The sequence below is a fragment of the Algoriphagus sp. 10J20-15 genome, assembly GCF_055809615.1.
On sequence record NZ_JBVVUG010000035.1, the window covers coordinates 213,095 to 228,194 of the forward strand.

Below are 15,100 nucleotides of genomic sequence, written 5' to 3' on the forward strand. Positions count from 1 at the left end.
GTCGTTTCAAGTTGAAACGACCCTTTTTGTTATTTCCTTTTTCTAAGCAAGGCTACAAGTATTAAAACGAATATAGCTCCACCTACTACCCAAGCCCAAGGCTGTTGGTACCATTCTTCCTTACCGATATTCACATCGATATCTAATCCACCATCCTGAGCAAAGGCAGCTACAGAAAAGAACATGGTCATTAGAAATAAAAACACACTCTGCGAGTACTTTTTAAGTTGATTTTTCATGGTCAGTTTATTTTTATTTGAATCTAATATTATAAGTCGCCGCTACTCCAATAGTCTGAATATCAACTGAAGGAGCTGAAGTGAAGACTTGATTATAAAAAGCAAAAATATTCCAATCGTAATTATGGTAACCTACCTGCGGACGGATGTAAAACCCACCGTCACTTGCAATATCACCTGTCAAAAAGGTATACCCCACATCCGTTCCTACAAAGAATCCTGTAGGTTGAGGATAATATCTTAGCATCAATCCTAATGGAATGGCTCCGAAATCCTGAGCTCCTGCAACATCTGATTTTTTAAAATACTGCGTGTACCCCGATACGATACCTAATCCAAAATTATCTGTTCTCATAAACTGTCCGGCTACATCAAGCCCGAAAGCGAAAGACGAATAATCTCCAAGGTCTCCGACTGGAACACCTAGATTAAGCCCAAGTTTTAGCAGGAATTATCTTCATTGATATCTTCGATTTCTCTGGTAGTCTGTGCATAGGAAGCAAAAACTGCCATCATGAGCGTGAGTGATAATAATAACTTTTTCATTGTTGATGTTGGTTTGTTTTCTCTTCAGTATTGCCAAAGCAAATGCCACTAAAAAAATACAGCACCCCAATAACGCTCTAAAAGCCTCTTATTAACCTGTTAACAGGATTTAACAAACCATTTTCGAGGTTAGATAAGCAATTAAAAAATCAAATTAATCACCCTATTTTGGGGAATATTCTTCTCAATAGAGCCTTTTAGACAGCTCTTTTATTCCAATTTTCTCCAATCTTTAGGAGTCATTTCAGTGAGACCTTTGAATGTTTTATTGAAATGGGATAATGTCTGGAAACCCACTTGATAAGAGACTTGGGAGATACTTAAATCTGTTTCTAAGAGTAATTTCTTGGCTTCGGTAATTCTGAGCTGCTGCACATATTGAGTAAAAGTCTTTCTCGTCCTAAGTTTGAAAAATCTACAAAATGCCTCCTTACTCATATATGCCTGCTCAGCGACTTCCTCCAAAGTTATCTGTCTTTTGCTGTTCTCCAGGATATAACGCATCACTTGATCCATTCTACGCCCATCTCGCTCAGTCATTGTTTTCATAATGGGGATTTGATTCAAAGCCTCTATATCCGGAGACGTAAAATCTAGCAATGATAAAATATGGATACAATGTCCTAGCCTAGTCAATCCTGAAAACTCACCGAATCGAGCAAGTAATGCTGCTATTTCGTTTTTAGTATCTCCAATAATCTTAAAACATCCGGCTATTTTTTCATTGAGATGGATGAGGTCTCGAAAGTCTTCGACCTCAGAGAATGCCTTATTCATAGCTTTGAAATCAAAGAAAAGAGTGTTTCCGCCTATCTTAAGACTGCTTTCCTCCTGATAGTAATCCGAATCGCTCCTGAAAACATGTGGGATACTTTCGGCAAGCAAATACACATCCCCAGGCTCAAACCTTCCAACATAATCTCCAACCAGTAATTGGCCACGCCCTTCTACAATTAGTGTTAATTGAGCCTGTGGATGTTGGTGGAGACTGTCGTAGAAGTGCTTTCCACGGTCTTCCTGATATTGTATAAATGAATTTTCAGATTTAGGAATCTGAAAGGAAATAACTTTACTCATTTGTCATAATAGGCTTGAATTAGTAAATAAACTGAGAATTAATCAATATTTGATCAAAATAGAGTCATTATTTACTAATAGACCACTTTCATGCTTTTAACTCATGCTCTAATTTTGAAAGAAAAAAGCTATGAACTGGAAAGGTGTATTCCCCGCTGTAACGACTAAATTCCATGCTGACGGAAGTTTGGATATGGATCTATTTTTCAAAAACATTGATTTCCAACTGGAATCCGGAGTTCACGGAATTATTCTAGGCGGAACCCTCGGTGAAAGTTCTGTACTAACTCAGGAGGAAAAGATTACCCTAACCCGAGAAACAGTTAATTACCTTGATAGCAAAGTACCGGTGATTTTGAATATAGCAGAAGGAGCAACTCAAGAGGCACTTTTCTGGGCGGCAAAAGCTAAAGAGTTGGGAGCTGCTGGTTTGATGATACTTCCTCCAATGAGATATGCTGCTGACGCTCGGGAAGTAGTTACGTATTTTAAAACTGTAGCGAATTCTACGGATCTTCCAATAATGATTTATAACAATCCTGTGGATTATAAAACACTGGTAACCATAGACATGTTTGCTGAGCTTGCAGAATGTAAAAATATTGAGGCAATCAAAGAATCAACTCGTGACATTTCTAATGTGACTCGTATGCGCAATCGTTTTGGCGATCGTTTCAAATTGCTTTGTGGAGTGGATACGCTTGCGATGGAAGAATTGGTAATGGGAGCAGACGGTTGGGTTGCTGGTTTAGTTTGCGCTTTTCCGAAGGAAACAGTGACAATTTTTAACCTAATCAACGATGGTAAAAACGAAGAGGCGAGAGAAATCTATCGTTGGTTCCTCCCTCTGTTGGAACTTGATATCCATCCAAAACTAGTACAATACATAAAGCTTGCGGAGCAGCATTGCGGCATTGGATCTGAACACGTACGTGCACCAAGATTGACCTTGATCGGAGAAGAAAGAGCAAGAGTTGAGAAAATCATTACCGATGGTTTGGCTAAACGACCTAAATTGTAGATTATAGTGTTAGGCATTTGGGAAGGTTAACGCATGGGTCAATCAATTGATATTGTGAGCTTTCATTTCCCAATTCAGTCTAATTCATTTTAATCTTTTAACAATCAAACCTTACAAACCTATGAACCTCGATCTTATTTTCTCGGCTGCTCAAGAAGCCTTTTTATCGTATAAAAATCTCTCAGGAAGTAAAAAAGCGGATTTTCTAGAAAAAATTGCTGAAATACTTGAAGAGAATCGAAGCGCGATTGTAATGATGGCGGTAAAAGAATCTAATCTTCCAGAGGGAAGAATTAATGGAGAATTAGGCCGGACAACCGGTCAGATTAAGCTTTTCGCTAACCAGCTGAGAGAAGGATCTTGGGTGGAAGCGACCATTGATCCAGCAGATCCAACAAGAACTCCTTTGCCAAAAGCGGATATCCGTAGAATGCTGATCCCTATCGGACCGGTAGTAGTGTTTGGCGCGAGTAATTTCCCTTTGGCATTTTCAACTGCTGGAGGCGACACTATTTCAGCTTTGGCGGCAGGATGTCCAGTGATTTACAAAGGCCATCCAGCACATCCAGATACTTCAAAATTTGTAGGCGATTGCATTTCTCAGGCAGTCAAAAAATCTGGTTTGCCTGAAGGGATCTTCACACATGTAGAAGGTGGAGTGAAAATGGGACAAGATCTCGTTAAGCATCCAGTGGCAAAAGCAGTAGCATTTACAGGTTCATACGGTGCTGGTAAATCTCTCTTTAATATAGCAAACGACCGTGACGAGCCTATTCCAGTATATGCTGAAATGGGCTCTGTCAATCCGGTTTTCACTTTCCCTCAGCGCTTAGCCAATGAACTCGTTCCTCTGGCTCAAAGCTATGTGAGCTCCCTGACTTTGGGTGCGGGACAGTTTTGTACTAACCCCGGGCTGATCTTTGTACCAAAAGAATTAGCAGGTCGATTTGAGAATGCAGTAGCTGAAGCTTTGCAAGGAGCTGCTGGCTCACCAATGCTGCATGAAGGGATCGCGAGCTCATATTATTCTGCGATAGATACTCTTAAAACACGTTCAGAACTGAATTGGGTGAAAGTGCCAGATGCTCAGCATTTGATAAACGTAAGTCCAGCTTTGGCTGAGATCAAAGCTGCTGATTGGATTGCGGATGATCTATTCCAGCAGGAAGTATTCGGTTCATTTGCTTTGATGGTAGTCTATGAAAATGAAGCGCAACTAATAGAAGTAGCCAAAAAACTTCATGGACAACTTACGATTACGATTTGGGCTGATTCATCTGAGCTAAAAGCAAACCCGGAGCTGATCAATCTATTGGAGGAGAAATGTGGTCGATTGCTATTTACTGGGGTTCCTACAGGAGTAGAAGTTGGATATGCAATGCAACACGGCGGACCTTTCCCTTCTACTACGAGTGCTAATAGTACTTCAGTTGGGGCTCATGCAATTAAGCGCTTCGCCAGACCAATTGCTTTTCAGGATATGCCAGCCGATTTGCTTCCAGACGCATTGAAAGACGGGAATCCTTTGGGAATCACAAGACAAATAAACGGGAAGTTCACGGTTGAGAAAATCTAAGGGATTACGAATTACGAAGTTTGATTTACGGGTCTTCCGGAACTTCATCTTCTATTCAAAAAATTCCCCTTCGGGATTTTAAGTACTGTCGGGAGATCTTTGATCTCTAATTTTCCAATCCGCCACGGCGGACAAGTTATTTCAATATTCAAATTTTGAATTAATAAATGTCAACACGACACACTTTCTCCTGCATCGATGCCCATACTTGTGGCAATCCGGTGCGGGTAGTTTCGGGCGGAGTTCCCTTTTTGAAAGGCGACAATATGCTGGAAAAAAGACAGTATTTTCTAGACAATTTAGACTGGATCAGAACTGGTTTGATGTTCGAACCACGAGGTCACGATATGATGTCTGGGTCGATGCTTTTCCCTCCACACAATCCTGAGAATGACGTAGCAGTGCTATTTATTGAGACCAGCGGTTGCCTACCCATGTGTGGACATGGTACGATCGGCACGGTGACGATTGCTATTGAGGAAGGATTGATTTACCCTAAAACTCCAGGGAAGCTTGAGACTGGAGACTCCCGCCGGATTAGTTCTCGTGGAGTACAAGCAAGACGGCAGAAAAGTCAAGTCCGTCAAGCTGACGAATGTCAAAAGCTTCCTCGCAAATGAGGGCTTGGAGATAGAATCTGACGAATTGGGAAAATTGACTGTGGATGTTTCTTATGGTGGCAACTTTTATTGCATCGTGGATCCACAGGAGAATTTTAGCTGGACTGGAGCATTTCAAAGCAGAACAATTGATCTCCATGGCTCGCTCTCTTCGAAAGAAGATGAATGAGAAATACGAGTTTGTCCATCCTGAGCATCCCGCGATCAAAGGACTTTCCCATGTGCTTTGGACTGGAAAAACCCTCGATCCTACGAGTACAGCTCGCAATGCGGTCTTTTACGGTGACAAGGCAATCGACCGCTCGCCTTGCGGCACGGGAACTTCAGCTCGTCTAGCTCAATGGTATGCAAAAGGATTATTGAAACCGGGAGAAGATTTCATTCACGAGAGCTTCATTGGTTCCAAATTCATCGGAAGAATAGAAGAAGAAACAGAAATAGCTGGTAAACCAGCCATTATTCCAAGTATAGAAGGCTGGGCAAAAGTTTACGGATATAACACCATCATTCTTGATGACGATGATCCCTATGTACATGGATTCCAAGTGATTTAAATTGTACAAAGTACAATGTCCCAAGTACAATGTCTTTGTGACTTGACTTGGTACTTTGTACATGGTACCTTGGTACAAAAATATGAAACCAACAATCATCATCGGCGGCGGAGTAATCGGCCTTTTTACAGCCTATTTTCTTCAAAAAGAAGGAATTGAAGTTCAAGTAATTGATCAAGGCGACATGCAGGTGAATTGCTCCACTGGCAATGCTGGCATGATCGTACCTAGCCATATAATTCCTTTGGCCGCTCCAGGCATGATTAGCAAGGGTATTTCCTGGATGTTTTCTTCCAAAAGCCCATTCTATATTCATCCTCGACTTGATGCTAAACTGCTGAAATGGTGCTACCAGTTTTATAAAGCTTCTAGTCCTGCGCATGTGGAGCGATCTGTTCCTGTATTGAAAAATCTAAGTTTACTCAGTAAGGCGCTTTACCAGGAGTTTCGTGATGAGCATCCAGACTCTCAGATTGCTTTGCAAGAGAAAGGATTGATGATGATCTATCAGACTGAGGCAGTTGAGAAGGAAGAAATTGAATTTGCACACCTGGCAAATGCAAATGGCTTACAGGCTGATATTTTAACTCCAGATGACATTCGCACCTTCGAACCAAACCTAGAAGTAAAAGCACGTGGAGCTGTTCGATTTCCTGGCGATGCACATTTAGACCCAGGGAAATTGTATGGGTTCCTGAAAAGTTACTTGCTACAAAAAGGAGTCAATTTTCTCCCAAATACACAAGTCACTGGTTTTGAAAAAAGTGGAAACTCAGTGAATGCTGTACTTACAGATCAAGGAAAAATTGAAGTAGAGAAAGTAATTCTTTGTGGAGGATCATGGTCGGGAGAATTGGCTGATCTTTTAGGTTTTACTCTTCCTATGATGGGAGGAAAGGGGTATTCTTTTCTACAAGAAAACAAGCCTGAGATCATGCAATCATCGATTCTCACTGAGATGAAAGTAGCCGTAAGTCCATATGGGCAGCAAATTCGTTTTGGCGGAACGATGGAAATTGCCGGTACTAACCAAAAAATAAACCTTAATCGCGTGAAAGGAATCTTCGAATCCATCAATCGCTATTACCCTGGGTTTGAAGCCAAATTCCCTGAAGAAAACAAAATTTGGAAAGGTTTAAGACCCTGCTCGCCTGATGGACTTCCCTATATAGGTTTTGCTCCTGGCTACTCCAATGTCATGGTGAACTCAGGGCACTCGATGATGGGTGTAAGTTTAGCTCCAGCTTCCGGAAAAATCATCAGTGAATTGCACCAGCAAAAAGACACCACTTTGGAATTGAAAGGGTTTGAAGTGGGGAGGTACATGTGAGCCCTTTGAGTTTTAAGAATCTCGATGGACTTTTATAGTTACTGTTTTTTTCAAGCCATTTCATTAAATTGCTCCTATGGATTCTGAGGAGAAAGATCTTGTAAAAGAGCCGTTTACAGAATACGGCATATATTCCTATGCAGACTATCTGACTTGGGAGATTGATGAAATGGTCGAACTCATCAAGGGTAAAGTGTTTCGTTCTGCCTGCAGCTGCGCCAAGAATGAAGCATCAGAAAATTGTGCTTCGATTAGGCTCAGAGCTTTTAAACTTCCTGGAGAAGAAATCATGCGAAGTATTTATCGCTCCTTTTGATGTGCGCCTACCCATTAAGTCCATAAAGAATGAAGACATATTCACAGTAGTCCAGCCAGATGTCTGTGTGGTTTGTGACCGTTCCAAATTGGATGAAGCAGGATGTGTCGGGGCGCCGGATCTGATAGTAGAAGTGCTTTCCCCAGGAAATAATAAGAAGGAGTTAAGAAACAAATATGAAGTGTATGAAGAGTCCGGTGTCAAGGAATACTGGATTATTCATCCATCTGAAGAGACCATGATAATTTATAGTTTAATAGATGGAAGATATCAGCCTTCGCGACTCTTTTCTCATGGTGATATAATAAGCTCAGCCTGCATCCCCGGTTTTGAGCTAGACCTAGAAGCGTTTTTTGAGAAAATTGATTAGAAGCACATAAAAAAATCCTGCTTCAGGAGAAGCAGGATAACTTTTAACCCTTAGGAAAATACTTATCAAGTCGTATAAACTGAATTGAACATCACATAATCCGTGGTTAAATCAGATCCCCAACCTATACCTTCTTCATCACCTGTATTAAGTTCGAGTTTAACTCGTATGTGAGATTCACGAAGAAGCTTTTTCATGTAAGACTTCTCAAAATTTACAGGATTCCCTTTATCCAAGACCTGAACCAGATGGTTTTGATCGCCAATGAACAGATTCACCTTCTTATAGTTAAATGAAACGCCTGCATTACCTGCTGCTGCTATAATTCTACCCCAATTCGGGTCACGTCCAAACATAGCAGTTTTCACCAAAGTGGAATCCGATATGGCTCGAATTATAGTTCTGGCAATCCCCTCAGTTCTAGCATTAGTCACTCTATATTCGATAAACTTGGAAGCTCCTTCACCATCGGACACGATGAGCTTTGCTAGGTGAGTTAAGATTTCCAATAATTTCTCCAAGAAAATCTCATACCCTGGATCGTCTTTACTATTCACCTTTCTATTACCGGCTAGTCCATTTGCCATCACAGCTACCATATCATTTGTAGAAGTATCTCCATCTACGGTGATCATATTGAAAGACCTATCCACACAATAGGAAACAGCCTCTTGCAATAGTTTTTCATCAATATTAAAATCCGTTACCACAAAAGCCAGCATGGTTGCCATATTTGGATGAATCATTCCTGACCCCTTGGCGACACCACCCATATTGATCTTTACTCCTTCATATTCAAACTCAATAAATCCTTCCTTTGCGAAAGTATCTGTCGTCAAAATGGCATTAGCCACAAAGGACCCAGCCTTAATTTCTCCACTTAGTTTTGGAATATTGACTTTCAGACCTTCCACTACATCTTCGGTAGGAAATTCCACTCCGATAATACCTGTAGAGGCTACAATCACATCTTCTTCAGGAATCCCCAGAGCCTCAGCAGTCGTGCGAACCATTGCCTCTGCGCCTTCGCGTCCTTGGTCTCCTGTACAGGCATTGGCATTACCTGCATTACAGATGATTACCTGAGCTCGGTTGTTTTCAAGGTTTTTCTCTGTTATTTTGATAGGCTCTGCACGCACTTTATTCTGGGTCAATGTACCAGCAGCAGCTGCTGGAACCTCTGAATAAATAATAGCCAAATCCCTTTTCATGGATTTTACCCCAGTATGCGCACCCCAGCATTTAATGCCGCGTACGTTTGTTATATTTTTGATCATCTATTTATAAATTAAGATTATTTACATCCTCTTTATTGCCCGCAAACTAACTAATCATAAAAGCAGCTTAACGCTAGCATCTGGGCGACTTCGGTCACCTATATCGGTCTTCCGTCTCCTTAGGGTTTTAATGGCACTTGGTTCAACCCTTCTGCCTCTGACAAACCAAACATTAAATTCATATTGTGAACCGCCTGACTAGCTGCGCCTTTTAGCAAGTTATCAATTACCGAGATCACAATCACACGCTCAGTCCTAGCATCCCAAACTGGAAACACATCGCAAAAATGACTTCCGCGCACATCTTTGATCCCTGGAGCTTGATTCCTCAATCTTACAAATGGCTTGTCTTGGTAAAAATCACGGTAGATCTCCGTCAATTTTGCCTGATTCATTTCGCCTTTGATTTTGGCATAAGCTGTCACCAAAATACCTCTATCCACAGGTAATAAATGCGGAGTAAACTGAACCGCAGTTTGGCTACCTGCCAATCCACCCAATTGCTCTTCAATCTCTATTGTATGCCTGTGACCAGCGATGCCGTAAGCCTTGAAATTCTCATTGACATTAGAAAAATGTGTCGTAGCACTCGCCTTAATCCCGGCTCCCGTTAGACCCGACTTTGCATCGATGATCAGAGATTTTTCTTCGACCAGCTGCTTCGCAAAAAGCGGAGCCATGCTTAAAATAGATGCTGTTGGATAGCAACCTGGGTTAGCAACGAGATTTGCAGACTTGATTTTATCAGCAAAAAGCTCTGGCAAACCATATACTGCTGTAGCAAATCCTTCCGGGTAGCTATGCTTTTTGTTATACCATTCTTCGTAAACTTCCTTGGTAGAAAGTCTAAAATCACCAGAAAGGTCAATAATCTTCGCTCCTGAATCCTTCCATTTTGCCACAAAATCCATGGAAACCCCATGAGGCAAAGCCAGGTAAATCACATCCAAATTTTTATTACTCACTTCCTCTGCACTTACCAAAGGAATATCTAATCTATCCACAAACTGCGGGTGCAAATCAGAAAATGGCTTGCCCACGTGTGATTCAGAAGTGATCATTTCTATAGAAACTCCTTCGTGATTCAGGAGTAATCTCGCCAACTCAGAACCTGTAAATCCAGATGCTCCAACTATGGCTACTTTTAATTTTTGCGTGCTCATATTAGGCGGATACAGGGGTTTCGGTTAAAATTTCGTCAAGTTTCTCTAAGAAAATATTCAGCTCCTCTCTGCTGATATTCAATGCCGGTACGAGTCTCAAAATATTTCCTGCGGTAGCATTGGCGACAATTCCTTCTTCGAGTAATCTCAAAACATATGGCTTAGCTTCGGATTTCATTTTTACTCCAAGCATGAGACCTAATCCTCTTACAGACTCCAGCTCCTCATGCTTCGCGATCAATTCAGCCAGCTTCCCTTGCAACCATTCGCTTGTTTCACTCGCTCTTTTGCAAAGCTGCTCCTCATTGATCACCTCAATAGTCGCTATCGCTGAAGCTGCAACCAATGGATTTCCTCCGAAAGTCGTTCCGTGATCGCCAAACTCAATAGCACTTGCCACCTTCTCATTACATAGAACTGCTCCAATTGGAGCTCCTCCACCTAGGCCTTTGGCCAAAGTCATGATATCTGGTTGTACTCCAAAATGGTCTTTGGCAAACCATTTTCCTGTTCGGCCAATGCCACATTGAATCTCATCAAAAATCAAGAGTATTCCCTTCTCGTCACAAAGCTTTCTCAACCCTTGCAGATACGCTTTTTCCGCAGGAACAACTCCTCCCTCACCTTGGATAGGCTCAACAATCACTGCCGCAGTTTCGTTATCAATCGCAGCTTCCACAGCTGCAAGATCATTAAAAGGAACTTGAGCAAATCCAGTTGGAATAGGCCCAAATCCTTGTTGATATTTCTCCTGACCTGTAGCGATAGTAGCTAAAGTTCTACCGTGAAATGAATTATGCATGGAAATCACTTTTCCACCTTTTCCATGTTTGTGGGCATATCTGCGGGCAATTTTGATCGCGCCTTCCACAGATTCCGCTCCCGAGTTGGTCAGGAAAACCCGATCCAATCCTGAGATTTTCACCAGCAATTCGCTCAGCGCAACTTGCTGAGGACTCACAAAAAAGTTAGAAATATGCATCAATTGAGCTGCTTGCTCCTGAATCGCTTTCACGACTTTAGGATGGCAATGTCCAACGTTATTCACGGCTATACCAGCCAATAAATCAATGTACTCTTTCCCATCTGCATCCCAAAGCCGACTTCCTTTGCCTTTGATAAAAGCTAATGGAAAGCGATTAAAGGTGGGTAAGTAATTCTCTCTGTCTTTGGTGTATAAATCTTGATTTGTCATAGTGTTTTATAGGGTCAAAGTGGTTCCAATTTGCTTATTTTCAATCACATACTGTGCAATCTGCTCAGGCTTGGTGCCATTTAGAATGATTGCTTTTTTCACTCCTTCCTGCAAAGCCAGCATACAAGATTGAATTTTAGGGATCATTCCGCCTTGAATCGTCGATCCCATGTGTTCATTTACAGCGCTTTCATTGAGTTCGCGGATGATCGATGCAGGATCAGGATAATTGAGGAAAAGTCCATCCACGTCAGTGAGGACAATAAGCTGATCAGCGTCTACCGCTGCCGCAAGTTTCCCGGCAAAGGTATCTGCGTTAATATTATAAGAATTTCCATCTAGGCCATCAGCCACACAAGCAACTACGGGCACATAGCCTGCTTCGCAAAGCAAATTGATAAGTTTATCATCTATACGTGTGATCTCACCTACCAAACCCAAATCTGCTATACTTCCATCAGCAGTTTTGTGCTGATATTTTTTCGCCAGCACCATCCCTCCGTCTTTACCGGAAAGACCGACAGCTTTTAAGTTATTTTCATTAAGTGTGGAGATTAAGTCTGCATTGACTTCTCCGATCAGAGCTTTTTGGATTTCTGCGAAAGCAATGGCTTCCGTCACTCTGAGGCCATCCACGAATTGTGATTTGATGGCTGCTTTTTCCAGTGCTTTATTAATAAATGGTCCACCGCCGTGTACCATGATGACTTCAAATCCCGCTTCCTGAAGTTTAAAAATCTGTGCTGCAATTTCTTGCTGCAACTGGGGATTGATCATCGCATTCCCACCATATTTGATGAGAATTCTTTGCTTAGACATTTCTACTATTTTTATATTAAATTGATTTTTTCCGAAGCTGGCTCTCCCGTGTGGAGGGACAGAAATGGAAACAAATCAGAATTGAATTACAGCTTTTTAATGTTGATAACTTGATAAATACAGGTTTAACTTAGTTAACCTGACATTTTTAAAACAACCTTCGTACCGAAAGAGGATATTTCGCAGATTGGCGGAATGTTGTTAGAATAATGAAACTTAAAACTCTTAAAAGTCAAACGACAAATAATTCTTTGGTACGAAAGGGTGACAAGCTGGCAGGTTTGCAGTAAAAACCTATCTTTCAAACCCTAACATCTCTTCAATATTTTTAGGAGTAACTAGGCCTAGGGTTGACTCAGGGTATGCAGCTGTAAATGTAGAGGGAAATCTGGCTTTGGATTTTTCGCTCCACTTACATTCTATGGCTTTCATACCTTCTTCTGACTCTTCTATAAAATCAATTTCCTGCTGTGCCGTAGTTCTCCAGAAATAATAGTTAGCATCCGAGTTGTTATATGCCTGATACTTCATCCGTTCTACGATATAGTAATTTTCCCATAGCGGCCCCACATCTGTCCTGTTTATAAAAGGATTGAAGTTCCCTAAAATCGCATTTCTGATCCCGCAATCATAGAAGTAAATTTTCTTCCCCTTCTTTAATTCAGTTCTTATATTTCTATTGTACGCGGGAACCCTAAAGATGACATAGGCCTTTTCCAGCAGATCTATATATTTTTCTACGGTGGTCTTATCAGCTTCGACTAATTGCCCTAACTCATGGTAATTAACTTCACTGCCAAGCTGAAGCGCCAGAGCTTTAAGCAATTTCTCAAGTAAATTTGGCTTTTTGATTTGTTCCAGCATCAACAAATCTTTGTAGAGATAGCTTCCCGCCAGAAGTTTTAATAACTCCTTTTCTTCACCAGCATGCGTCACAATTTCTGGATAATAGCCATAAATCATACGATGCTCGATCAGGCGTTTTTCAGCCAATAAGCCATGATGATTTACCATTTCTCCAAAACTTAGAGGGAATAGAAAGAATTCAAATTTTCTGCCGGTCAAAGGCTCATTCGACAAATTCACCAAGTCAAATGCCGATGAACCTGTAGCAATAACTTGCACATCTTTGAGCTGATCTACGACTATTTTCAGTGTTATACCTATGCCGGGAATTCGCTGCGCTTCATCAATAAACAGGATCTTATGATCCCCCAACAAATTTTTTAACCGAGAAGCAGTAGTGTCTGTTAGTTCAGACCTCACATCCGCCTCATCTCCATTTAGATACAGCCAAGTATGGCCGGTTCCCTCCAATAACTTTTCACAAAGCGTGCTTTTCCCAACCTGCCTAGGCCCCAAAATCAGGATCGCTTTGTTTCGGAACAAACGCTCTTTAATGGAAGGGAGAATGTTTCTATTTATCGCAGTTTGTGACATAGTTAAGAATATGAATCACAAATTTAATATAACTTTTGTGATTGCAATCACAAAATATAGCTATTATTTGTGATTGTAATCACAAAAATCACGGATGTAGTTTAGTTTGAAATAATTTAAAACCAGTACAAACCGCTCTTAATTTAACTCCAATACCTTCACCATCTTATCAAAACCCTTTTTGATCTCTGTAAGTTGAAGAGCTCTTGATGCTTCCAGCTCTTCCTTAGTGGCATTTGTCGCCACTTTGAATTGCTCATAAATCTCCGAAAATTCTACGGAGCGCTGATTCCCCTTCAAACCCCAGGTTGCCAAATATGCACCTAGCTTTTCTACTTTTAAGCCTACATGCGGTACAGCATAGCTCAACGCCGTAATCGCCCCATGCAAACTCGTACCTACATAACACTTTGAGTTTGCGATCAGGTACATAATGTCCCAGATATTATCCGCATCAAAATAGGTGTATGGGCTTTTCAAAAGTGCTCCTATCTCCTGCAACGCCTCATGATCGTCATGATCCAAAGCTTTTCCTATAGGACATAGGCAGATTTCAGTATTCCCTTTTTGATAAATCTCATCCAAACCATCCGCGATAGTCTGTTCATGCCCTCTGGTAGTTTTCTTATTTATTTGAGCAAAAACATACTTTCCAGAGTGCTCTGCCACATACCCAGCGACGTTCTGAGTCACATTCTTATGGAGAAAATTCAAAGGATAAAACTCAGACATCAAAATCGCAGAATCTGGAAAAAGATTAGCACTCAGACCGTTTCTCTTCAAGTTATCCACCGTTAATTGATCTCGCACAGCGAAATAATCTGCATTCTGCAATTTCTCTTTTAAGAAATCATACTTTTCAAAGGTAGCGGCACTTAAACCAGATCCGCCCAAAGAATTCAAGGTCACCGACTGCACTCCAGCAAAATCAGATTTATCAAAAACAAAAGGAAGCGTAGTCTTTCCCTTCAGAATTTTTTTGGTCCAGGCATTTAAATCCAACAATTTATTGACTCGCACATGTCTTTTATTGATGCGCTGAAATAAAGGATTAAGCGCTGCAAACAGGGAATTCCACGTCACGCCCAATGCCTCGCCACCTGCGATAATCACGTGAACCGGATTGGAAGGATCACTACATTTCTTATAAAATTCCTGTAGCCCTTTAGTAGGCAATCCTCCCACATTGGAAAGATCACTCTCTACCAAACCAAAATATTCAAATTCGAAATCCTTGCCATATGAGCTCAATTGCCGCTCGATCACCAAAGGGAAAAGCAAATCCCCATAGTTGTAGCGGTCGAAGGCACCTATAATTAAGACTTTTGTCATGTTTTTCATTTTAGTCAATTGTCCATAGACTATAGTCCACAGCCGATAAAACTGAACCTCGAGCGCTTAGGCGCATTGAATTTTTCATCTGCCAAAGGTCTCTTGAAGAAGTTCGACGAACTACTTGCAAAAAAGATACTTGATTTTAAATCCAGAGAAATTAAGCTGAGGAACTATTTTTGGTAAGATGGACGTAAATTCAGTACAAAATCATTAAAAGACTAT

12 protein-coding genes and 2 pseudogenes are annotated in these 15,100 nt (G+C 41.1%); 5 read left to right on the top strand and 9 right to left on the bottom strand.

Annotated elements, in window-relative coordinates:
- Nucleotides 1-29 precede the first annotated feature (29 nt).
- The 3 genes from AC0L6R_RS14875 to AC0L6R_RS14885 form a co-directional block, all read right to left on the bottom strand.
- Nucleotides 30-239, bottom strand: a complete 210-nt coding sequence (locus AC0L6R_RS14875; protein ID WP_283412293.1) for a hypothetical protein — start codon at nt 237-239, stop codon at nt 30-32.
- A gap of 13 nt (nt 240-252) precedes the next feature.
- The gene (locus AC0L6R_RS14880) at nt 253-594 is read right to left on the bottom strand and encodes a hypothetical protein (protein WP_473271908.1); all 342 of its coding nucleotides are present in this window, start codon (nt 592-594) and stop codon (nt 253-255) included.
- Nucleotides 595-995: 401 nt separating this feature from the next.
- Nucleotides 996-1,862 (bottom strand): AraC family transcriptional regulator, encoded by an 867-nt coding sequence (locus AC0L6R_RS14885; protein ID WP_473271909.1) that lies wholly within the window; start codon nt 1,860-1,862, stop codon nt 996-998.
- A 130-nt stretch (nt 1,863-1,992) separates the two neighbouring features.
- Between AC0L6R_RS14885 and AC0L6R_RS14890 the strand changes: the two genes are divergently transcribed.
- The 5 genes and pseudogenes from AC0L6R_RS14890 (at nt 1,993) to AC0L6R_RS14910 (ending at nt 7,649) form a co-directional block, all read left to right on the top strand.
- On the top strand, nt 1,993-2,883 hold the full coding sequence (locus AC0L6R_RS14890) for a dihydrodipicolinate synthase family protein (RefSeq protein WP_473271910.1): 891 nt from the start codon (nt 1,993-1,995) through the stop codon (nt 2,881-2,883).
- Nucleotides 2,884-3,004: 121 nt separating this feature from the next.
- Entirely contained in the window at nt 3,005-4,459 is a 1,455-nt protein-coding gene (locus AC0L6R_RS14895) for an aldehyde dehydrogenase (NADP(+)) (protein ID WP_473271911.1), read from the top strand.
- Nucleotides 4,460-4,626: 167 nt separating this feature from the next.
- A pseudogene (locus AC0L6R_RS14900) lies at nt 4,627-5,633 on the top strand (4-hydroxyproline epimerase).
- 82 nt (nt 5,634-5,715) lie between these two features.
- Nucleotides 5,716-6,963: an NAD(P)/FAD-dependent oxidoreductase gene (locus AC0L6R_RS14905; RefSeq protein WP_473271912.1), complete on the top strand. Its 1,248-nt coding sequence runs from the start codon at nt 5,716-5,718 to the stop codon at nt 6,961-6,963.
- 76 nt (nt 6,964-7,039) lie between these two features.
- Nucleotides 7,040-7,649 (top strand): annotated as a pseudogene (locus AC0L6R_RS14910) (Uma2 family endonuclease).
- Between the two features lie 65 nt (nt 7,650-7,714).
- Here the strand turns inward: AC0L6R_RS14910 and argJ are convergent.
- The 6 genes from argJ to AC0L6R_RS14940 form a co-directional block, all read right to left on the bottom strand.
- Nucleotides 7,715-8,926: a bifunctional glutamate N-acetyltransferase/amino-acid acetyltransferase ArgJ gene (gene argJ, locus AC0L6R_RS14915; protein WP_473271913.1), complete on the bottom strand. Its 1,212-nt coding sequence runs from the start codon at nt 8,924-8,926 to the stop codon at nt 7,715-7,717.
- Between the two features lie 119 nt (nt 8,927-9,045).
- Nucleotides 9,046-10,089 (bottom strand): N-acetyl-gamma-glutamyl-phosphate reductase, encoded by a 1,044-nt coding sequence (gene argC, locus AC0L6R_RS14920; RefSeq protein ID WP_473271914.1) that lies wholly within the window; start codon nt 10,087-10,089, stop codon nt 9,046-9,048.
- A gap of 1 nt (nt 10,090) precedes the next feature.
- Nucleotides 10,091-11,284, bottom strand: a complete 1,194-nt coding sequence (locus AC0L6R_RS14925; RefSeq protein ID WP_283412283.1) for an aspartate aminotransferase family protein — start codon at nt 11,282-11,284, stop codon at nt 10,091-10,093.
- A gap of 6 nt (nt 11,285-11,290) precedes the next feature.
- Entirely contained in the window at nt 11,291-12,103 is an 813-nt protein-coding gene (gene argB / locus AC0L6R_RS14930; protein WP_473271915.1) for an acetylglutamate kinase, read from the bottom strand.
- A gap of 294 nt (nt 12,104-12,397) precedes the next feature.
- Nucleotides 12,398-13,543: an ATP-binding protein gene (locus AC0L6R_RS14935; RefSeq protein ID WP_473271916.1), complete on the bottom strand. Its 1,146-nt coding sequence runs from the start codon at nt 13,541-13,543 to the stop codon at nt 12,398-12,400.
- A gap of 138 nt (nt 13,544-13,681) precedes the next feature.
- Complete coding sequence (locus AC0L6R_RS14940; protein ID WP_473271917.1) at nt 13,682-14,875, bottom strand: polysaccharide pyruvyl transferase family protein; 1,194 nt, start codon at nt 14,873-14,875, stop codon at nt 13,682-13,684.
- Nucleotides 14,876-15,100: the final 225 nt, after the last annotated feature.

Coding starts and splice junctions, on each gene's coding strand:
- AC0L6R_RS14905 (WP_473271912.1), top strand. CDS start 5,716: ATGAAACCAACAATCATCATCGGCGGCGGAGTAATCGGCCTTTTTACA.
- AC0L6R_RS14935 (WP_473271916.1), bottom strand. CDS start 13,543: ATGTCACAAACTGCGATAAATAGAAACATTCTCCCTTCCATTAAAGAG.
- argB (WP_473271915.1), bottom strand. CDS start 12,103: ATGTCTAAGCAAAGAATTCTCATCAAATATGGTGGGAATGCGATGATC.
- argC (WP_473271914.1), bottom strand. CDS start 10,089: ATGAGCACGCAAAAATTAAAAGTAGCCATAGTTGGAGCATCTGGATTT.
- AC0L6R_RS14875 (WP_283412293.1), bottom strand. CDS start 239: ATGAAAAATCAACTTAAAAAGTACTCGCAGAGTGTGTTTTTATTTCTA.
- AC0L6R_RS14885 (WP_473271909.1), bottom strand. CDS start 1,862: ATGAGTAAAGTTATTTCCTTTCAGATTCCTAAATCTGAAAATTCATTT.
- argJ (WP_473271913.1), bottom strand. CDS start 8,926: ATGATCAAAAATATAACAAACGTACGCGGCATTAAATGCTGGGGTGCG.
- AC0L6R_RS14925 (WP_283412283.1), bottom strand. CDS start 11,284: ATGACAAATCAAGATTTATACACCAAAGACAGAGAGAATTACTTACCC.
- AC0L6R_RS14890 (WP_473271910.1), top strand. CDS start 1,993: ATGAACTGGAAAGGTGTATTCCCCGCTGTAACGACTAAATTCCATGCT.
- AC0L6R_RS14895 (WP_473271911.1), top strand. CDS start 3,005: ATGAACCTCGATCTTATTTTCTCGGCTGCTCAAGAAGCCTTTTTATCG.
- AC0L6R_RS14880 (WP_473271908.1), bottom strand. CDS start 594: ATGAGAACAGATAATTTTGGATTAGGTATCGTATCGGGGTACACGCAG.
- AC0L6R_RS14940 (WP_473271917.1), bottom strand. CDS start 14,875: ATGACAAAAGTCTTAATTATAGGTGCCTTCGACCGCTACAACTATGGG.